Origin of the sequence: Ensifer sp. 2TAB8 (assembly GCF_052115125.1) — a bacterium.
GTDB lineage: Bacteria > Pseudomonadota > Alphaproteobacteria > Rhizobiales > Rhizobiaceae > Ensifer.
In genome coordinates, this window is the sequence record NZ_JBFRGB010000001.1 from 1,052,883 (window position 1) to 1,073,560 (window position 20,678).

Genomic DNA, 20,678 nt, shown 5'->3' on the forward strand with positions numbered 1-20,678 from the left:
CGCAATATAAGAGGGAGAAGCTAAATGACCCGTACGACTATTAAGGGCCTGCTGCTCGCGTCGAGCATTCTCGGCACGGCCGGGTTGGCACACGCCGAGGACGTGACGCTGACCATCGAAAGCTGGCGCAACGACGACCTGGCGATCTGGCAGGAAAAGTTGATCCCGGCCTTCGAAGCGAAGAATCCGGGCATCAAGGTCAAGTTCGCTCCGACCGCTCCGACCGAATACAACGCCGCGCTGAACGCCAAGCTCGACGCCGGTTCGGCAGGCGACCTCATCACCTGCCGTCCGTTCGACGCCTCGCTCGAACTCTACAACAAGAAGCACCTCGCCGACCTGACCGCGCTGCCGGGCATGGAAAACTTCTCTCCGGTTGCCAAGTCCGCCTGGACCACCGATGACGGCAAGGCGACCTTCTGCGTGCCGATGGCTTCGGTCATCCACGGCTTCATCTACAACAAGGACGCCTTCGACCAGCTCGGCATCCAGATCCCGACAACGGAAGCGGAATTCTTCGCTGCCCTCGACAAGATCAAGGCCGATGGCAACTACATCCCGATGGCGATGGGCACGAAGGACCTCTGGGAAGCCGCCACCATGGGCTACCAGAACATCGGTCCGACCTACTGGAAGGGTGAAGAAGGCCGCGCCAAGCTGATCAAGGGCGAAGAAAAGCTGACCGACGCACCGTGGGTCGAGCCCTACAAGGTCCTGGCCAAGTGGAAGGATTACCTCGGCGACGGCTTCGAAGCCCAGACCTATCCGGACAGCCAGAACCTGTTCACGCTCGGCCGCGCAGCAATCTACCCCGCCGGCTCGTGGGAAATCGGCCTGTTCAACACCCAGGCCCAGTTCAAGATGGGCGCCTTCCCGCCTCCGGTTAAGAACGCCGGCGACGCTTGCTACATCTCCGACCACAACGACATCGGTGTCGGCCTGAACGCCAAGAGCGCCCATGCCGAGGAAGCCAAGAAGCTGCTGACCTGGATCTCGTCGCCGGAATTCGCCGAAATCTATGCCAACGCACTGCCGGGCTTTTTCAGCCTGAACTCGACCCCGGTGAAGATGGCAGATCCGCTCGCTCAGGAATTCGTCTCCTGGCGCGAAAAGTGCAAGCCGACGATCCGCTCGACCTACCAGATCCTGTCGCGCGGCACGCCGAACCTGGAAAACGAAACCTGGGTGGAATCGGCCAACGTGATCAACGGCACGGATACGCCTGAGGTTGCCGCCGAAAAGCTGCAGAAGGGCCTCGACGGCTGGTACAAGCCGGCGAAGTAAGACTGACGTAAGCGCAACTGGTTCCCTCCCCTTGACGGGGGAGGGTCGGCCCTACAGCGCCGCGCGTCCTGGACGCGCAATGGGCACCTTAAACCGAACGGAACTTAGGATGCTGTAGGGACCGGGCGGGGCGACATGCCGAAGGCGGCACTCCCCCAGCCGAAGCGTCACCGGCCTCCCCTTGTGGGAGGCCAACGACGCAGTCGTTTGCAAAAGAACGCGATAGACTTAACCTTCGTCATGAGCTCTCAAGAAAAGAGCAGATGGCATGCGGCGAGACCGGCCGTGTGGCGTCGGTGCGCATCGTGATTGTCTGGGGAACCGGTCTTCTAGAAACGGATGGATCAATGAGTGACGCTCTTTCAGTGCAAGAGGGACAGCCGACGGCAAGGCGGCCGAAGCGCTGGCACATCCTCGTCTTCCTGCTCCCGGCCTTCCTGATCTATTCGGCGGTCATGATCCTGCCGCTGATCGAGACGCTCAGGCTCTCGCTGTTCAACACGGTCGATGGCCAGTCGACCTTCGTCGGGCTTGCCAATTTCCAGACGCTGTTCGGTGACGAGCGATGGGCGCACGACTTCTGGAACGCGCTGAAGAACAACGTCATCTTCTTCATCATCCACATGTGCGTCCAGAACCCGATCGGTGTCGCGCTGGCTGCCATGCTGTCGATCCCGAAGCTGCGCTTCGTCACCTTCTACCGTACGGCGATCTTCCTGCCGACGCTGCTGTCCTTCGTGATCGTCGGCTTCATCTGGAAGCTGATCCTGTCGCCGATCTGGGGTGTTGCGCCCTGGATGCTCGATCTCGTCGGGCTGAAGTCGCTGTTTGCGCCCTGGCTCGGAAAGCCGGGTTCCGCGCTCATCACCGTGGCGCTGATCTCGGTCTGGCAATATGTCGGCATTCCGATGATGCTGATCTACGCGGCGCTGCTCAATATCCCGGATGAAGTGATCGAAGCGGCAGAATGCGATGGCGTCACCGGCTGGAGCCAGTTCTGGAAGATCAAGCTGCCGCTGATCCTGCCTGCCATCGGCATCATCTCGATCCTGACCTTCGTCGGCAACTTCAACGCCTTCGACCTGGTCTATACGGTGCAGGGCGCACTTGCCGGCCCCGATGGCTCGACCGACATTCTCGGCACGTTGCTCTACCGCACCTTCTTCGGTTTCCAGCTGCAGCTCGGTGACCGCTCCATGGGCGCGACGATCGCGACGGTGATGTTCCTCATCATCCTTGCCGGCGTTTCGCTCTACCTCTTCGTCATCCAGCGCCGCATGCGCCGCTACCAGTTCTGAGGAGACCGGAGATGTCGAAAGCACGCGATTCTTTTCTCCGCACCGGCTTCGTCCACGTGGCGCTGATCGCCTACACGCTCGTGTCGCTGTTCCCGGTGTTCCTGACGATCATCAACTCGTTCAAGGATCGCAACGCGATCTTCCGGGCGCCGCTGACGATCCCGACCCCGCAGACCTTCAGCCTGATCGGCTATGAAACGGTCCTCGGCCAGGGCGATTTCGCCACCTATTTCCAGAACAGCTTCATCGTCACGATCGTCTCGATCGCGCTGGTGCTGCTGTTCGGGGCGATGGCCGCCTTCGCGCTGTCGGAATACCGCTTCCGCGGCAACACGGTCATGGGCCTTTATCTGGCGATCGGCATCATGATCCCGATCCGTCTCGGCACCGTCGCCATCCTCCAGGGCATGGTCGCCGCCAACCTCGTCAACACGCTGACGGCGCTGATCCTTGTCTACACGGCACAGGGACTGCCGCTGGCGATCTTCATTCTCTCGGAGTTCATGCGCACGGTTTCGGATGATCTGAAGAATGCCGGGCGTATCGACGGGCTGTCGGAATACTCGATCTTCTTCCGCCTGGTTCTGCCGCTGGTCCGGCCGGCAATGGCAACCGTCGCGGTGTTCACGATGATCCCGATCTGGAACGATCTCTGGTTCCCGCTGATCCTGGCACCGGCGGAAGCGACCAAGACCGTGACGCTCGGCTCGCAGATCTTCATCGGCCAGTTCGTCACCAACTGGAACGCGGTGCTTGCGGCCCTGTCGCTCGCCATCCTTCCGGTCCTCGTCCTCTACGTCATCTTCTCGCGGCAACTGATCCGCGGCATCACGGCAGGAGCAGTCAAGTGAGTGCAAGCAGCAAACCGGTCCGGGTCCTCGTAGCAGGGCTCGGCAACATGGGGCGCAGCCATGCGCTCGCCTACCACAACAATCCGGGCTTCGAGATCGTCGGCCTGGTCAACCGTTCGAAAGTGCCGCTGCCGGAAGAGCTGAGCGGCTACCAGATTCACCCCGACTTCAAGACGGCGCTTGCCGATTTGAAGCCGGAACTCTGCTCGATCTGCACCTATTCGGACAGCCATGCCGACTTTGCGGTCATGGCGTTCGAGGCCGGCGCCGACGTCTTCGTCGAAAAGCCGCTCGCAACCACCGTCGCCGACGCCGAGCGCGTCGTCGCGGCGGCGAAGAAGCACGGTCGCAAGTTGGTGATCGGCTACATCCTGCGCCATCACCCCTCGTGGATCCGGCTGATCGCCGAGGCCCGCAAGCTCGGCGGTCCTTACGTCTTCCGCATGAACCTGAACCAGCAGTCGAGCGGACAGACCTGGGAAACGCACAAGTCGCTGATGAAGACGACCTCGCCGATCGTCGATTGCGGCGTGCACTATGTTGACGTCATGTGCCAGATCACCGATGCCAAGCCGGTGGAAGTGCGCGGCATGGGGCTTCGCCTCTCCGACGAGATCGCGCCGGACATGTACAACTACGGCCACCTGCAGGTGATCTTCGAGGATGGGTCCGCCGGCTGGTACGAAGCCGGCTGGGGTCCGATGATCTCGGAAACCGCCTTCTTCGTGAAGGACGTGATGTCACCGAAGGGCTCGGTCTCGATCGTCATGGACCAGAACGCCAAGTCCGACGACATCGACATGCACACCAAGACCGCAGTGATCCGGCTGCACAATGCCGAAACCGGTCCCGATGGACGTTTCCTCCGGGCTGACGAGGACCTGAAGATGGACGGCGAGCCCGGCCACCAGGAACTCTGCGACCGCGAGCAGGCCTATGTGCTGAAGGCCATTCGCGAAGACATAGACCTCGACCGTCACATGAATGATGCCGTCCAGTCGCTACGCATCTGCCTTGCCGCAGACGAAAGCGTGCGCACCGGCAGACCAGTCAAACTTTAAGGGGGCAACCAGGTGGGATCGCTTCAACTCAAATCCATCCGCAAGGCCTATGGTAGCCATGAGGTGCTGAAGGGCATCGACCTCGAGGTGAAGGACGGCGAGTTCGTCATCTTCGTCGGCCCGTCCGGCTGCGGCAAGTCGACCTTGCTGCGCACCATCGCCGGCCTTGAAGACGCGACCTCTGGCAGCGTGCAGATCGACGGCACAGAGGTCGGCCATGTGGCACCCGCCAAGCGCGGTATCGCCATGGTGTTCCAGTCCTACGCGCTCTATCCGCACCTGACGGTGAAGGACAATATGGGCCTTGGCCTGAAGCAGGCCGGCGCTCCGAAGGCGGAGATCGACGACAAGGTCGGCAGGGCGGCAAGCATGCTGTCGCTCGATCCCTACCTTGCCCGGCGCCCGGCCGAACTCTCCGGCGGCCAGCGTCAGCGCGTCGCGATCGGCCGCGCGATCGTGCGCGAACCGAAGCTCTTCCTGTTCGACGAGCCGCTTTCCAACCTCGACGCCGCGCTGCGCGTCAACACCCGGCTCGAAATTGCCCGGCTGCATCGCAGCCTGAAGGCGACGATGATCTACGTAACCCACGACCAGGTGGAGGCGATGACGCTCGCCGACAAGATCGTCGTCCTCAACGCCGGCCAGATCGAGCAGATCGGCTCGCCGATGGATCTCTACAATCGCCCCGCCAACACCTTCGTCGCCGGCTTCATCGGCTCGCCGCAGATGAACTTCATCGAGGGCGCAAGGCTCGGCGACACCAGCGCCAAGACGATCGGCATCCGTCCGGAGCACATGGCGCTGTCGCGCGAGAGCGGTGACTGGAAGGGCAAGGTGGTGCACGTCGAACACCTTGGTGCCGACACGATCGTCTACATCGATTCCGAACAGGTCGGCACCATCACCGTCCGCCTCTTCGGCGAGCATCGCTACGCCCCTGACGACATCGTCTACGCAACACCGATGGTCGGCAGCATGCACCGTTTCGGTAACGACGACCGCGTTCTCGTCTGATCCAATTTGGGGCCTTCGCCCCATCACAGCTATGTGAAAATCAGCCGCCATAGGGACTAAACACCTGTGGTGGCTGAATTATTTTTTGATTCGACGCGCCGCATCACGCTGTTGCACTGCGAAGCAAATTAACATACATTTGTGTTTGTATATTAGCTTTCCGGTATTTGCCGAACCTGATACCGGTTCCGCTCCCCTTCACTTCCGGACCGCACGGGCACCTTGCGAGATGCACCTGTTGCCTGCGGTCACCGAATATGGACATCGCTATGCGCATGAACCGACCGACACTGGCCGCCGCCTTGGCAACTGTGATTCTTCTTTCCGGCTGCCAGAAAGAGGAAGCACAACAGGGTGCTGCCGCATTCCCGCCGTCCGCCGTCGCCGTCTTCACGACCAAGGCCGAAACCCTGCCGATCACCAACGAGCTACCCGGCCGCATCGCCGCGACGCGCGTCGCCGAGGTCCGCCCGCGCGTCTCCGGCATCGTCGTCGAACGCGTCTTCCAGCAGGGCTCCAAGGTCAATGAGGGTGATGTGCTCTACCGCATCGATCCCGCGCCCTTCCGCGTGCAGGTCGAAAAGGCAGAGGCGACGCTCAGGCGCGCCCAATCCATTCGCCTGCAGGCCCAGCAGAAGGCCGATCGCCAGGAGCAGCTGAAGAAGGCGAACGTCGTCGCCGCGCAGCAGCTGGAAGATGCGGCCGCGCTGCTTGCGACCGCCGACGCCGATGTCGCGATCGCCGAGGCCGGCCTCGCGGCAGCCAAGCTCGACCTGCAATATGCCGACGTGACGGCACCGATCAGCGGCCGCATCGGCCGTGCACTGATCACCGAAGGCGCGCTTGTCAGCACCAACAGCTCGGAAAATCTCGCGACGATCCAGCAGCTCGACCCGCTCTATGCCGACTTCACCCAGTCGGCGACCGACCTCATCCGCCTGCGCAAGGCGCTCGAGGACGGCAAGATGATGAACGGCGACAGCGAAGAAGCCGAAGTACAGCTCGTGCTCGACGACGGCACGGCCTACGAGCACAAGGGCAAGCTCCTGTTCTCCGAAGCGGCTGTCGACGCGACGACCGGTCAGGTGACGCTGCGCGGCGAGTTCCCGAACCCGGACAACGACCTGCTTCCGGGCATGTATGTCCGCGTGCTCGTCCAGCAGGGCGTCGAAAAAGACGCGATCACCGTTCCGCAACAGGCTGTCCAGCGCAACAATGCCGGCCAGTCGCAGGTCTATGTCGTTGCTGCAGACAACAAGGTCGAGTTCCGCAACGTGACGCTCGGCCGTACCATCGGCACCCGCTGGCAAGTGACCTCCGGCCTCAAGGCCGGCGAGAAGGTCATCGTCGAAGGCTTCCAGAAGATCGGCCCCGGTGCCCCGGTCGAACCGACCGACTGGAACCCGGATGCCAAGCCTGCCGCAGAAGCAGCGCAGACGACGGCGGAAGCCGACAAGAAGCCTGCCGAAGCTACAAAGTGAGTTTGATTGATGCCTAGTTTTTTCATCGACAGGCCTATTTTTGCCTGGGTGGTGGCGATCTTCATCATGGTCGCCGGCGTCATTGCGATCCCGCTTCTGCCGGTATCGCAATATCCTGACGTCGCGCCGCCGCAGATCTCCATCAACACGAGCTACCCCGGCGCCTCGTCGCAGGACACCTATCAGAGCGTCACGCGACTGATAGAAGACGAACTGAACGGCGTCGAAGGTCTGCTCTATTTCGAGTCAACCTCCAGCGCCTCCGGCTCGGTCGAAATCAGCGCCACCTTTGCGCCCGGCACCGATCCGGGTCAGGCGGCCGTCGACATCCAGAACCGCGTTCGCCGTGTCGAGCCGCGCCTGCCCGATTCGGTCAAGCGCCAGGGCGTTCAGGTTGATGAAGCCGGCTCCGGCTTCCTCATGATCGTCGCGCTCACCTCAACCGACGGCTCGATGGATGCCATCGGCCTCGGCGACTATCTGAGCCGCAACGTTCTGAGCGAAATCCAGCGCGTGCCCGGCGTCGGCCGAGCACAGCTCTTTGCCACCGAACGCTCGATGCGTGTCTGGCTCGATCCGGACAAGATGCTGGGTCTGAACCTGACGGCAGCGGACGTGACGAACGCGATCACGGCGCAGAACGCCCAGATCGCCTCCGGCTCGATCGGCGCACAGCCGAACCCGATCAGCCAGCAGATCAGCGCGCCCGTCGTCGTCAAGGGCCAGCTGGAGAGCGCCGAAGAGTTTGGCGCGATCGTGCTTCGCGCCAATCCGGACGGCTCCTCCGTCCGCCTGCGCGACGTTGCCCGCATCGAGATCGGTGGCGAAAGCTACGCCTTCTCGACGCGGCTCAACGGCAAGCCCTCGGCGGCTATCGCCGTCCAGCTGTCGCCGAGCGGCAACGCCATGTCGACATCGGCGGCCATCAAGGCACGCATGGACGAACTGGCGAAGTTCTTCCCGCAGGGCCTCGAATATTCGGTTCCCTACGACACCTCGCCCTTCGTCGCCGTTTCCATCGAGAAAGTGCTTTCGACGCTGGTCGAAGCGGTCGCACTGGTGTTCATCGTGATGTTCCTGTTCCTGCAGAACATCCGCTACACTATCATCCCGACGCTCGTCGTGCCGGTCGCCCTGCTCGGCACCTGCGCGGTCATGCTGGCGATGGGCTTCTCGATCAACGTTCTGACCATGTTCGGCATGGTGCTGGCGATCGGCATTCTCGTCGACGATGCGATCATCGTCGTCGAAAACGTCGAACGCATCATGTCCGAGGAAGGGCTGACGCCGAAGGAAGCCACCCGCAAGGCGATGAAGCAGATCACCGGCGCCGTCATCGGCATCACGCTGGTTCTAGCCTCCGTGTTCATTCCGATGGCCTTCTTCCCGGGTGCCGTCGGCGTGATCTATCGCCAGTTCTCGCTGACGATGGTCGTCTCGATCCTGTTCTCGGCACTTCTCGCACTGTCGCTGACACCGGCGCTCTGCGCGAGCTTCCTGAAGCAGGTGCCGAAGGGCCACCACCACGCCAAGCGCGGCTTCTTCGGCTGGTTCAACCGCAGCTTCGACAAGACCTCGCACGGCTATAGCGGCATCGTGAGGCGCCTGGTCCATCGGACCGGCCGCTACATGATCGTCTACGTCGCCGTGCTGGCCGGCCTCGGCTGGCTGTTCATGAAGCTGCCGTCGTCGTTCCTGCCGGACGAAGACCAGGGCTTCGTGATCGTCATGATGCAGCTGCCGTCGGAAGCCACGGGCAACCGTACGACCGAGGTGGTTGAGCAGGCGGAGAAGATCTTCGGTCAGGAGCCGGCTGTCGAACGCATCATCGCGATCAACGGCTTCTCCTTCTTCGGTACCGGCCAGAACGCAGCGCTCGCCTTCGTGACGCTGAAGGACTGGAAGGAACGCGACGCCAACAACGCCGCCCAGTCGATCGCCATGCGGGCGACGATGGCGATGAGCCAGATCAAGGATGCGATCAGCTTCGCGCTGTCGCCGCCGGCGATCCAGGGCCTCGGCACCACGGGCGGCTTCTCGTTCCGCCTTCAGGACCGCGGCGGTCTCGGCCAGGCGGCGCTGTCGCAGGCGCGCGACCAGCTGCTCGGCATGGCAGCCGAAAGCAAGGTGCTCGCGGGCGTCCGCTTCGAGGGAATGCCGGACGCAGCTCAGGTCAGCGTCACCATCGACCGCGAGAAGGCCAACACCTTCGGCGTGACCTTCGCCGACATCAACTCGACGATCTCGACCAACCTCGGCTCGTCCTACGTCAACGACTTCCCCAACGCCGGACGCATGCAGCGCGTGACGGTGCAGGCGGACGAAGGTCAGCGCATGCAGACCGCCGACCTCCTGAACCTGAACGTCCGCAACGCCAATGGCGGCATGGTGCCACTGTCGGCCTTCGCGACGGTGGAGTGGGTCAAGGCGTCGACGCAGACGATCGGCTACAACGGCTATCCGTCAGTCCGCATCAGCGGCGAGGCGGCACCGGGCTATTCGTCCGGTGACGCAATCGCCGAGATGCAGCGTCTTGCCGGACAGCTTCCCACGGGCTTCGGCTACGAATGGACGGGCCAGTCGCTGCAGGAAATCCAGTCCGGCACCCAGGCGCCTCTCCTGATCGCACTGTCTTGCCTGCTGGTGTTCCTGTGCCTGGCGGCCCTCTACGAGAGCTGGTCGATCCCGGTCGCGGTCATCATGGTCGTTCCGCTCGGTGTCATCGGCTCCGTGCTGGCGGTCACCATGCGCGACATGCCGAACGACGTGTACTTCAAGGTGGGCCTGATCGCGATCATCGGTCTGTCGGCCAAGAACGCGATCCTGATCATCGAATTTGCCAAGGAACTGCGCGAGCAGGGCAAGTCGCTGATCGACGCGACGCTGGAGGCGGCACATCTTCGCTTCCGGCCGATCCTGATGACGTCACTGGCCTTCACGCTCGGCGTTCTGCCGCTGGCGATCGCCACGGGCGCCAGCTCCGGCAGCCAGCGCGCCATCGGCACGGGCGTCATGGGCGGGATGATCTCGGCAACGGTGCTCGCCATCTTCTTCGTTCCGGTCTTCTTCGTATTCGTCACGAAGATCTTCGGTCGAAAGAAGGTGGAAAACACACCGACAGCCGCAGAAAACCCGACACCCGCCGAGTAAAACGATACTGGACGGCCCGCCTCTGGCGGGCCGTCGCATGAGGAGGAATGAATGCGCCGAACAAAAGCCGACGCGGAAGCAACCCGGCAGAAGATCCTATGCGCCGCCGAGCGCGTCTTCTACGAAAAGGGCGTCTCGAACACGACGCTGGAAGAAATCGCCAAGGCCGCCGGCGTGACCCGTGGCGCCATCTACTGGCACTTTGCCAACAAGACCGACCTGTTCCTCGCGCTGCACGATGCCGTGCCCCTGCCGCAGGAAGACATGGTCGCCCGCGAGATCGAAGCGGAAGCCGCCGATACGCTCTCCATCCTCGAAGGCGCCATGGGCGACTGGCTGGATGTTCTCGCCGCCGACGAGCAGCGTCAGCGTATTCTCACGATCATGCTACGCACCAATTACGACGGGGACCTGGGCGAGGTGCTTGCCCGGCAGAAGGAGCTCGACGAACACCATAACGTCTTGCTCGAACTCGCTTTTTCCCGCGCGCTTGCCAAGGGGCAGATGCATGAGACCTGGACCCCGGCCTCGGCGACGCGGACGCTGCACTGGATGATGCTGGGGCTCTGTACCGAATGGCTGCTGTTCGGCCGCCGTTTCGATCTGACGGCCGAGGGGCGCGAAGGCTTGAGCCGGCTGTTCGCTAGCTTCCGCGCACCGGCCGTTACCGCGACCGCCGTGGCCGCACGCCTTTAACAGCTGTGGCCGGCACCCCTGCGGGTACCGGCGACATGAGGCGCCCTTCGGAACTCTTTAGCTGAACACCACCGTCTTGTGACCGTTGAGCATGACACGCCGCTCGAGGTGCAGCTTGACGGCGCGGGCGAGCACGCGGCTTTCGATATCGCGGCCACTGGCGACGAAATCTTCGGCCGTCAGCGCATGACTGACTCGTTCGGTTTCCTGCTCGATGATCGGGCCCTCATCGAGATCGGGCGTGACGTAATGTGCTGTCGCACCGATCAGCTTCACGCCGCGCTCATGCGCCTGATGATAGGGCTTGGCGCCCTTGAAGCTCGGCAGGAAGGAATGGTGGATGTTGATCGCCTTGCCGTAGAGGCGCTTCGACAGATTGTCCGAAAAGACCTGCATGTAGCGGGCGAGGATGACGAGATCGGCGCCGGTCTCCTGGACCAGGCGCAACAGCCTTTCCTCCTGTTCGGCCTTGTTGTCCTTCGACACCGGCCAACAATGATAGGCGAGCCCTTCGGCCTCGGCCGTGCGCCGGCTGTCTTCATGGTTGGAGACGAGGGCAACCACTTCCGCGTTCAGCCAGCCGACGCGGATCTGGTAGAGCAGGTGCAGGAGCGCATGGTCGAACCTGGAGACGAGAACGAGAATCTTCGGCTTCACCGCGGCGTCCGCGAGCGTGGTCCGCATCTGGAACCGCTCGACGGCCGGGCGAAGCGCCCGCTCGACATCACCAGCCTGAACGCTCGCCGCAACCTGAAAGGCGATGCGCATGAAGAAGCTGTTGGTCTTGGTATCCCAGAACTGGTTGCTCTCGGCGATGTTCGCGCCGAGAGCGGCAAGCTCGGTGGTGACAGCGGCGACAATGCCGGGTTTGTCGTCGCAGGACAGGACAAGGATGAAGGTCTTCGGCGCCATGATCTCCTCCGATTGCAGCCGTTTCGGATGAGGCTCGAGCCCCTTCCCAAGCGCTGCCTATGAGGAGTTGAACGCGCCGGCAATCGTTCCGGCCGCGACGGCTGACGCTTTCTATCATCCTGATGGAAAGGCGCCCGGAGACATAAGATGCCTCCGGGCGCTGCAAGATTCATCGCATGTGACTTCTGAGGTTTTCTGAGAGGATTTCATCAGAAAACCAGGCAAATTGCCGCCGGGTTAGTGCGCCTCGTCCCAGTTGGTCGCGGCGCGCGCATCGACCTTGAGCGGCACCTTCATGTCGAGCGCCGGCATCGCCGCGTTCTCCATCACCGAGACGACGATCGGGATGGTCTTTTCGACTTCCGCGTCCTCGACTTCGAAGATCAGTTCGTCGTGCACCTGCAGCAGCATGCGGGCCGAGAGTTTCGCCTCCGCCAGCGCCGGCTCCATCTTCGCCATGGCGCGACGGATGATATCGGCGGCTGAACCCTGGATCGGCGCATTGATCGCGGCACGCTCATTGAATGCGCGGTGCGACGGGATCGACGAGCGGATGTCCGGATAATGCGCCCGGCGGCCGAAGATGGTCTCGACGTAGCCGTGTTCGCGGGCGTAGACCTTGGTGCCTTCCATATAGTCGCGGATGCCGGGGAAACGCTCGAAGTAGCGCTTGATGTAATCGCTCGCCTCGGAGCGCTCGATCGACAGCTGATTGGCGAGACCGAAGGCCGAAATGCCGTAGATGATGCCGAAGTTGATCGCCTTGGCGCGACGGCGGATTTCTCCGGGCATGCCCTCGACCGGAACACCGAACATTTCCGACGCCGTCATCGCGTGAATGTCGACGCCATCGGCGAAGGCCTGGCGAAGCTGCGGAATGTCGGCGACATGCGCAAGCACGCGCAGTTCGATCTGGCTGTAGTCGGCCGAGACGAGCTTGTGGCCGGGCGTTGCGATGAAGGCGGTGCGGATCTTACGGCCTTCGGCAGTGCGCACCGGAATGTTCTGCAGGTTCGGATCCGAAGACGAGAGCCGCCCGGTCGTGGTGGCAGCAAGCGCGTAGGACGTATGCACGCGTTTCGTTTCCGGATGGACGAAGCCGGGAAGCGCGTCGGTGTAGGTGGACTTGAGCTTGGTCAGCTGCCGCCAGTCGACGATCTTGCGCGGCAGTTCGTGCCCTTCGGCGGCCAGGTCTTCGAGCACCTGCGCCGAGGTCGACCATTGGCCGGTCTTGGTCTTCGAACCGCCGGCAAAGCCCATCTTGCCGAACAGGATATCGCCGAGCTGCTTCGGCGAGCCGATGGTGAAGGTTTCGCCGGCGAGCTTGTAGATCTCATCCTCCAGCGCCGCCGCCCCTTGGGCGAGCTCGCCGGAGAGCCGCGACAGGATCTGGCGATCGATGGTGATGCCGCGATCTTCCATGCGGGCGAGAACGGCGACCAGCGGCCGCTCCAGGCGCTCGTAGACGCGCGTCAGCCCCTTGGCCGCAAGCCGCGCCTTCAGGATATGCCAGAGCCTCAGCGTGACGTCCGCATCCTCGGCCGCGTAGGTCGTCGCCCTGTCGATATCGACGAAATCGAAGGTGACCGACGACTTGCCGGTGCCGGTGATGTCCTTGTAGGGGATCGGCTTGTGGTTCAGCCAACGCTCGGAAAGCGCGTCCATGCCATGCGTGCCGTTGCCCGCGTCGACGACGTAGGACATCAGCATCGTGTCGTCGAAGCTCTCCACGGTGATGCCGTGCCGCTTCATCACGAGGTAATCGTATTTCAGGTTCTGCGCGACCTTGAGGACGGAGGGGTCCTCGAGCAGGCGCTTCAGCCGGCTCAACGCTTCTGCGACCGGGATCTGGTTTTCGGCAAGCCCGCCGCCCAGCAGATCGCCGACGCCGGTCTTGTGGATCAGCGGAACATAGGCTGCCCGGATGGCGGTGCCCGTCGGGTCCGCCCGATGATCGGCGATTGCCAGCGAAAAGCCGACGAGATCGGCCTGCATGGCGTCGAGCGACGTCGTTTCCGTGTCGAAGCCGACGACGCCGGCATCGCGCGCGTCAGCGATCCACTGGTCGAGCGTGGCGATGTCGCGGATCGTGACATAGGCGCTGTGATCGAGCGGCGCCTTGGCGAAGATCTCGGCGCGCGCCGCCGCCAGCGCCTGCGGCGTGGCATCTCCAGCGTCTGTTTCGCCGCCACGCGACAGGACGGCGGCCGCCTCTGCGGCCTCTCCACGGACCACCGCCTTGGATGACGAACCGTCGCTGGCGGCCGTCGCTACGCCACCCTTGTCGAGATCCGGGCCACGCGCATCCGCGCCCCATTCCACCGGAACATTGGCGGCTTCGACGGCGTCGGCATCGGTGCCGGTCGCAGCAGCGACGCGGCGCGTCAGGGTGGTGAATTCCATCGCCTTCAAGAAGGCGATCAGCTTCGGCCCGTTCTGCGGCTCCAGGCCCAGATCCTCCAGCGGGACATCCAGCGGCGTGTCGGTCTTGAGTTCGACGAGCTGGCGCGACAGGCGCGCGAGATCGGCGTTCGCCATGATGTTCTCGCGGCGCTTGGCCTGCTTGATCTCGCCGGCGCGCGCCAACAGCGTTTCAAGGTCGCCGTATTCTTCCAGCAGCTGCGCCGCCGTCTTCGGGCCGATGCCGGGAATGCCGGGGACGTTGTCGGTGGAATCACCGGTCATCGCCTGGAGATCGATCATCTTTTCCGGCGGCACGCCCCATTTCTCGATCACTTCCGGGATCGAGATCTGCTTGTCCTTCATGCTGTCGTACATCGACACATTCGGGGTGACGAGCTGCATCAGGTCCTTGTCGGAGGAGACGATAGTGACACCAGCGCCGGCCGCTTCGGCGAGCCTGGCATAGGTGGCGATCAGATCGTCCGCCTCGTAGCCTTCCTTTTCGATGCAGGGCAGATTGAAGGCGCGCGTCGCGTGGCGGATCAGGCCGAACTGCGGAATGAGATCTTCCGGCGGCGCCGTGCGGTTCGCCTTGTACTGATCGTAGAGCGCGTTGCGGAACGTCTTCGACGAATAGTCGAAGATCACCGCGAAATGGGTCGGCGTGACGCCGACGGAAGTGTCGCGCGCATCGGTGAGCAGCTTCCACAACATGTTGCAGAAACCCGAGACCGCGTTGACCGGAAGGCCATCGGATTTGCGGTTGAGCGGCGGGATGGCGTGGAACGCCCGGAAGATGAATCCGGAGCCGTCGACGAGGAAGAGATGATCACCGTTTTTCATGGGCAAATGGATAGCGCGGGGTGAAGCAAAGGTCCATTGCGGTTTTCCCGCCGAACACTACATTCTCGCCTCGAAAACGAGGCATCGAGCCGCTACTGGCGATTGCAGCGGCGAGGCCGTGTTCTCCTTTCCGAAGGGGTGGCAACAGGGCCTCCAGGTTTCACGCAAACGTTACGTATTTGTAATGTCCGATTCGTACCGCTTATCCTTGAAAAGCCACATTTGACTCCTCAAATCTTACTCAACGGCACCGAGTGATGCCGTCTTCTGGTGATTGGCCTGTCCCCCGCCCGCACCAGATGAGGACAAAGGCCTTATCCCCCTCTCCGGGCCTTTGTCCCGTTTTCAAGAAACCGTCACGGCGCCGCCTCCGCACCGTGACGGTTTTTTGCTTCCAGAGACCTGCGATCAAGTCCGCTCACATCGAGGTGAGTCCGGCGTTTCCCAAGGTTCATCGCCTGCATTGTAACTTGTCTTCATGGCGCTTCGGGCGTACCGATAGCTATGGCCTTCAATCGGATGGAATCTGCAACCTATCTGGCCAGCCTGCTGGCGAAGAGCTTTTCGCGCGCGCTGCACGAGCGTGGCCAGAAGCTTGGTTTCGCACCGGGTCAGTTTCCCATCCTGCTCGAGCTTTGGGCCGAGGAGGGCCTGACGCAGAAGCAGCTGCTCGATCGCCTCGACATCGAGCAGGCAACGATGGCCAACACGCTTTCCCGCATGGAGCGCGACGGGCTCATCGTCCGCCGCAAGCACCCTCAGGACAAGCGCTCGCAGCAAATCTTCCTGACCGAACGGGCAAAGGAGATGGAGGCGGCCGCCAAAGAAGCAGCCCTTGCCGCCGACCAGTCGCTGCTTTCCGGTCTCAGGAACTTCGAGCGCGAGCTGATGCTCGAATATATGCGCATGGCCCTGGCCAGCGTGGCACGTGGCGACGGCCGCGCCTGAAGCTTCCTGCCTACCCTGATCGATCCATCAAAATATTTGGCTTAAAGAGGACGCCCTTAGGCTCTAAACCGGAGCGAGCGCGTCCAGCGACTTTGCGCGTCCAACGGCGCTGCGTCGAACGTTCGCTCCGCCTGGAACGATCTCGCGCGATTTCGTGCTCAAATCGATTTCGATTTGGCGATTGATGCAGTAGGTTCCGGCAAATCTTCAAGCAAGGATATGCATGATGGCAGATATCACCCCCGTTCTCGAACGTGCAGACGCCAACCTGCCGAAGAGCCTCGACCGGCTTTTCGATCTCGTTCGGATCAAGTCGATCTCCACCGACCCGGCCTTCAAGGCGGAATGCCGCAAGGCGGCCGAATGGCTGGTGACGGAACTCAACAGCCTCGGCTTTACCGCTTCGGTGCGCGACACTCCCGGCCATCCCATGGTCGTTGCCCATCACGATGGCGCCAAGCCTGATGCGCCGCATGTGCTGTTCTACGGTCACTACGATGTTCAGCCGGTCGATCCGCTCAACCTCTGGGACACGGATCCGTTCGAGCCAGGCCTCAAGGAAATCGAACCCGGCCGCAAGGTGATCACCGGCCGCGGCACGGCTGACGACAAGGGCCAGCTGCTGACCTTCGTCGAGGCGGTCCGCGCCTACAAGGACGTGCATGGCGGCCTGCCCTGCCGCGTCACCATCCTGTTCGAAGGCGAAGAAGAATCCGGTTCGCCGTCGCTGAAGCCCTTCCTCGAAGCCAATGCCGCCGAGCTCAAGGCCGACTACGCGCTGGTCTGCGACACCAGCATGTGGGACCGCGATACGCCGGCCATTTCCGCGGGCCTGCGTGGCCTCGTCGGTGAAGAGGTCATCGTCCGGGCTGCCGACCGCGACCTGCATTCGGGTTACTTCGGCGGTGCCGCTGCCAACCCGATCCGCATCCTCACGACCATTCTCGCCGGCCTGCACGATGAAAACAGCCGCGTGACGCTGCCCGGTTTCTACGACGGCGTCGAAGAAACACCGGCCCAGATCAAGGCTGCCTGGGAAACGCTCGGCCAGACGGCAGAGAAGTTCCTCGGCGAAATCGGCCTGTCGATCCCGTCGGGCGAAAAGAACCGCTCGGTGCTGGAACTGACCTGGGCGCGGCCGACCGCGGAAGTCAACGGCATCACCGGCGGCTACACCGGCGAAGGCTTCAAGACGGTGATCGCGGCCGAGGCTTCGGCGAAGGTTTCCTTCCGCCTCGTCGGCAACCAGAACCCGGAAAAGATCCGCGAGGCGTTCCGCGCCTACGTGCGCTCCAAGGTTCCGGCCGACTGCTCGGTCGAGTTCCACGCGCATGGCGGTTCGCCGGCCATCCACCTGCCCTACGAATCGCCGCTGCTCAACACGGCGAAGGTGGCGCTTTCGGATGAATGGCCGAAGCCGGCCGTCATCATCGGCATGGGTGGCTCGATCCCGATCGTCGGCGACTTCCAGAAGATGCTCGGCATGGAATCGCTGCTCGTCGGCTTCGGCCTTTCCGACGACCGAATTCACTCGCCAAACGAGAAGTACGAGCTGCAGTCCTACCACAAAGGCATCCGCTCCTGGATCCGCATCCTGGACGCGCTCGCCGCTTAAAGATGGTCAGAGCGGGATCCGTATGGTTTTCGCGCCCATCCCGCTCGACTTTGATCTCCGGCCGCGGTGGAGCTCTCCACCGCGGCCGTTCGTTTTCAGTTGCACTCAGCCAATAACACAGCCCTCACGCGCAATCCGTCTGCCAGCGCGCACGCGTTGCTGCCCGATCGGTGCGATGTCCACGTTTTACCGTTTCCCCTTCACCGTTTCCCGGCGGTTTCTCCGTTTCCGACAGACCGTCAATCCTTGACCTGCGGGGTCTCAGGTGCTTCCTTTTTGTGAAACAAATCACAAAGGGAAGTCGGATCGTTGGCAAGGGTAGGGACCGAAGCGACGCGCTGCGGGCGCGGCGTTATGACAAAGCAGCTCATAAAACAGGATGTCTCCGCTCGGAGAAGCACTCCGGCAGCTGCAACAGAAGTGTCCTTAGAACGCCTCGCCCATGACCTCGCACCGATCACGGCGCCGGCATGAAGCGGCTGCAGACCTATTTCTGGCCCATCGTCGGGCTTCTTGCGATCCTCTTTTCGGTGAATGCGCTCTATCACGAGCTTCGCGGCCTTTCGCTCGACGAATTCCTCGCGAGCTTCAACGCGATTTCGCTCAGGAGCTGGCTGCTGGCGATCGGCTCGACGCTGGTCGCCTATGCGGCGCTGGCGGCCTACGACCGGCTGGCGCTTGACCATCTCGGTCACCGCATCTCGATCTGGTTCATCACGCTCTGCTCGTTCACGACCTATGCGCTGTCACACAATCTCGGCGCCTCTGTATTTTCCGGCGCGGTCGTGCGTTACCGGGCCTATCGTTCCAAGGGGCTTTCGCCGGGTGAAGTCGGCGTGCTCGTCGCCTTCTGTTCCTTCACCTTCACGCTCGGCACACTGGTGCTTTCGGCCGTCGTCCTCCTGATGCGGCCCGACATCATCGAGCGTTTCGCCGAGTTCCTGCCGGTGGAAATGTCGCTGACCACAGGCGTGCTCATCCTCATCGTCATCGGACTCTACGTCATCGGCAGCCTTGTCGGGCTGCCGTCGTTCCGCACGCGCTGGTTCCAGCTTCACTACCCGAAACCAAAGATCGTCTTCCGGCAGCTGGTGATCGCGCCCGTGGAACTGATCGGCGCTGCCGGGATCATCTATTTCGCGCTCCCGGAAGCCGGGAACCCAGGCTATATCGTCATTCTCGGGATTTTCCTTGCCTCATTCTCGGCGGCGCTGCTCTCGCATGCGCCCGGCGGGCTCGGCGTACTCGAGCTGATCTTCATCGCCGCGCTGCCGGAGATGGATCCGGCCGACGTTCTCGCCGCCCTTGCGATCTTCCGTCTGCTCTACCTGGTCATCCCCTTCATCCTGGCGTTGGTGGTGATCCTTGTGTTCGAGCGGGCACGCTTCGTGGCGCAACGCCCGCCGCCGGGAGGCGCCGATCCTTCCTGACGGGATAGATCTTGCTTCAGCAGCCGGCAATTGCAGCGGAATACGGAAGACCGCACACCTTTCCCTCGACGCGCTTCAGGGCGCGTTGCAGACCGTCGGCAGCGCCTGTTCGAGCGGCCCCTTCACCTCACGAAGCCGCGCCGCTTCGATCTGGTAGGGCGTGAAGGGCGGTACCTGCAGCGACGGGTTGATGATGCGCGTAACGTAGCAGCCGGCGAAGAATCGGACCCGCGCGCGCTGCTCGGTGGATTTCACCGCGACCGGTACGGCGGAATAGATGCTGCCGGCGCCGGCTTCCGTTTTCACCTTGCCGATCTTCACCTCGACCGACACGGTGCGATCATAACCACGCGTGAAGGACTTGAAGCCGCCGACTGGCCTCGATTCGCCGAAATAGCCGTAGGCGCGGGCATATTCCCTGCGGTTGATGGCGTTGTAGAGCGAACGGACAAGAGCCGCGCCGTCGGAGCGGTCGTCGACATAGGCGACGCTTTCCTGTGCCAGAGCCCCGTCATTCAACGCTGCAAATGCGCCGAGGGCGAAGGCGGTGGATCGAAAATTCATGGCAGTCCTCCGTTTGTCGCGCAACAGCCGAGCACAACAATAAGGCGAAGCCATAGCAGGATTCGCTACCCACATGTTTCGTTGAGAGGTGTCGCAACGGCAAGGATGCGATCGTCCTGGCGCTTTACCCTCAGGTACCTACGCGGCACCAGATGAAAGCGGCCTCATGCGCGGAGGGCAAGACATGGAAAGAGCCCCGTGTGGGAGGAGGTACACGGGGCTCTCGAACTTGATCGGTGACTGGGAGGAGGAGTGCCACCGATCCGCATCGGGCGCCGCGGGAGGAGGTGCAGCGCTTCGATAAGTCATATAATAATTATGCATTGCACCAATTTCAAGGGTAATTTTTGCATTGCACAAAATCGTGAAGCCGCCGGCGCGGATTGTACTCGCGGCGGCAATGCATCGTCCGCTACCGAAACTGCCGACCATCGCCTCAAGAGGGCAAACGAACCGCGGCAACATATCGGCAACCACAACCAATGATAGCTTTTTCTAATCTTTGCGTCCTTTAGGATATAACGACTAAATAGAGCAATAGGATACTTCCTCCACCCCGATGATCGTCGTACTGATCCTTGCCACCTGGCTCGCCAGCCTGCGCTTGGTTGTCATACCGCCCGCATCCTTCAAGTTGAAGGCGATAACGGCCCTCGTCTACCATGGCAACGACTATCGTCTGCTCGATAGCCCGCTTGCCATGTGCGGCCGACAGAACCGCCCGGCGGACGATTGCGAGGACGTCGCGATGAACCACCTGGCGAAAACGGTCCTCGTCCGGCTGCCCTACAGCCAGTGGCTCCATGATTTCACCGCACCCTATGCACCGATCGAGTTGGTCAAGGAAACCCCGCTGCGCACGGCCATCGAATGATGCGGAGAAACAGCGACGTGATGCCGGTCTCGACTGCGGCAAGCATCTGGCGCGTTGCAGACGCTACCACCAAGACACTGTCTTGACGAAGCCATCGGCCGCGATCGCCTCGGGACGATGCTGGAACCCGTCACCCCCATCCTGCCGCCCGGCGCGGGGAACCGCTATGTGGAAAGGCAAGCTGTTGAAGACCATGGGTATTTCACGATCTGCTTCTTAACTCCCCCTTAAATTGCCGCATTTAAAGTTCACCC

General features: G+C 62.3%; 15 protein-coding genes. 12 read left to right on the top strand and 3 right to left on the bottom strand.

Annotation, left to right across the window (positions count from 1 at the left end; genetic code table 11):
- Positions 1-24: 24 nt before the first annotated feature.
- From AB4Z53_RS05300 to AB4Z53_RS05335, 8 genes are all read left to right on the top strand, one after another.
- Positions 25-1,284 carry an ABC transporter substrate-binding protein gene (locus AB4Z53_RS05300; RefSeq protein ID WP_291152493.1) on the top strand — a complete coding sequence of 420 codons (1,260 nt, stop codon included), beginning with the start codon at positions 25-27 and terminating at the stop codon, positions 1,282-1,284.
- Positions 1,285-1,631: 347 nt separating this feature from the next.
- A complete protein-coding gene (locus AB4Z53_RS05305; protein ID WP_441595100.1) occupies positions 1,632-2,582 on the top strand; it encodes a carbohydrate ABC transporter permease in 951 nt (316 codons plus the stop codon).
- An 11-nt stretch (positions 2,583-2,593) separates the two neighbouring features.
- Positions 2,594-3,433, top strand: coding sequence for a carbohydrate ABC transporter permease (locus tag AB4Z53_RS05310; protein ID WP_057247778.1), 840 nt, complete (start codon positions 2,594-2,596; stop codon positions 3,431-3,433).
- Positions 3,430-4,494 carry a Gfo/Idh/MocA family protein gene (locus AB4Z53_RS05315; RefSeq protein ID WP_441595102.1) on the top strand — a complete coding sequence of 355 codons (1,065 nt, stop codon included), beginning with the start codon at positions 3,430-3,432 and terminating at the stop codon, positions 4,492-4,494. The genes AB4Z53_RS05310 and AB4Z53_RS05315 overlap by 4 nt, the downstream gene beginning before the upstream one ends.
- Positions 4,495-4,506: 12 nt before the next feature.
- Positions 4,507-5,508, top strand: a complete 1,002-nt coding sequence (locus AB4Z53_RS05320; RefSeq protein WP_441595103.1) for an ABC transporter ATP-binding protein — start codon at positions 4,507-4,509, stop codon at positions 5,506-5,508.
- 257 nt (positions 5,509-5,765) lie between these two features.
- Positions 5,766-6,989, top strand: coding sequence for an efflux RND transporter periplasmic adaptor subunit (locus AB4Z53_RS05325; protein ID WP_441595105.1), 1,224 nt, complete (start codon positions 5,766-5,768; stop codon positions 6,987-6,989).
- A 9-nt stretch (positions 6,990-6,998) separates the two neighbouring features.
- On the top strand, positions 6,999-10,139 hold the full coding sequence (locus tag AB4Z53_RS05330) for a multidrug efflux RND transporter permease subunit (protein WP_441595107.1): 3,141 nt from the start codon (positions 6,999-7,001) through the stop codon (positions 10,137-10,139).
- 51 nt (positions 10,140-10,190) lie between these two features.
- Positions 10,191-10,835: a TetR family transcriptional regulator gene (locus AB4Z53_RS05335; protein ID WP_441595109.1), complete on the top strand. Its 645-nt coding sequence runs from the start codon at positions 10,191-10,193 to the stop codon at positions 10,833-10,835.
- A gap of 57 nt (positions 10,836-10,892) precedes the next feature.
- On the opposite strand, the gene purU is transcribed toward AB4Z53_RS05335, so the two are convergent.
- Together purU and polA are read right to left on the bottom strand one after the other, a co-directional pair.
- On the bottom strand, positions 10,893-11,747 hold the full coding sequence (purU, locus tag AB4Z53_RS05340; protein ID WP_441595111.1) for a formyltetrahydrofolate deformylase: 855 nt from the start codon (positions 11,745-11,747) through the stop codon (positions 10,893-10,895).
- Positions 11,748-11,984: 237 nt separating this feature from the next.
- Complete coding sequence (polA, locus tag AB4Z53_RS05345) at positions 11,985-14,993, bottom strand: DNA polymerase I (RefSeq protein ID WP_291150139.1); 3,009 nt, start codon at positions 14,991-14,993, stop codon at positions 11,985-11,987.
- A 504-nt stretch (positions 14,994-15,497) separates the two neighbouring features.
- Between polA and AB4Z53_RS05350 the strand changes: the two genes are divergently transcribed.
- The 3 genes from AB4Z53_RS05350 to AB4Z53_RS05360 all read left to right on the top strand — a co-directional run bounded on the left by AB4Z53_RS05350 (position 15,498) and on the right by AB4Z53_RS05360 (position 18,986).
- Positions 15,498-15,941 carry a MarR family winged helix-turn-helix transcriptional regulator gene (locus tag AB4Z53_RS05350; protein ID WP_057247769.1) on the top strand — a complete coding sequence of 148 codons (444 nt, stop codon included), beginning with the start codon at positions 15,498-15,500 and terminating at the stop codon, positions 15,939-15,941.
- A 223-nt stretch (positions 15,942-16,164) separates the two neighbouring features.
- The gene (locus AB4Z53_RS05355; protein WP_113539932.1) at positions 16,165-17,556 is read left to right on the top strand and encodes a M20/M25/M40 family metallo-hydrolase; all 1,392 of its coding nucleotides are present in this window, start codon (positions 16,165-16,167) and stop codon (positions 17,554-17,556) included.
- 470 nt (positions 17,557-18,026) lie between these two features.
- Entirely contained in the window at positions 18,027-18,986 is a 960-nt protein-coding gene (locus tag AB4Z53_RS05360) for a lysylphosphatidylglycerol synthase transmembrane domain-containing protein (RefSeq protein ID WP_441595114.1), read from the top strand.
- Between the two features lie 75 nt (positions 18,987-19,061).
- Here AB4Z53_RS05360 and AB4Z53_RS05365 read toward each other — a convergent pair whose 3' ends face one another.
- Entirely contained in the window at positions 19,062-19,550 is a 489-nt protein-coding gene (locus AB4Z53_RS05365) for a hypothetical protein (protein ID WP_441595116.1), read from the bottom strand.
- Between the two features lie 559 nt (positions 19,551-20,109).
- Between AB4Z53_RS05365 and AB4Z53_RS05370 the strand changes: the two genes are divergently transcribed.
- On the top strand, positions 20,110-20,424 hold the full coding sequence (locus AB4Z53_RS05370) for a hypothetical protein (RefSeq protein WP_441595118.1): 315 nt from the start codon (positions 20,110-20,112) through the stop codon (positions 20,422-20,424).
- Positions 20,425-20,678 lie beyond the last annotated feature (254 nt).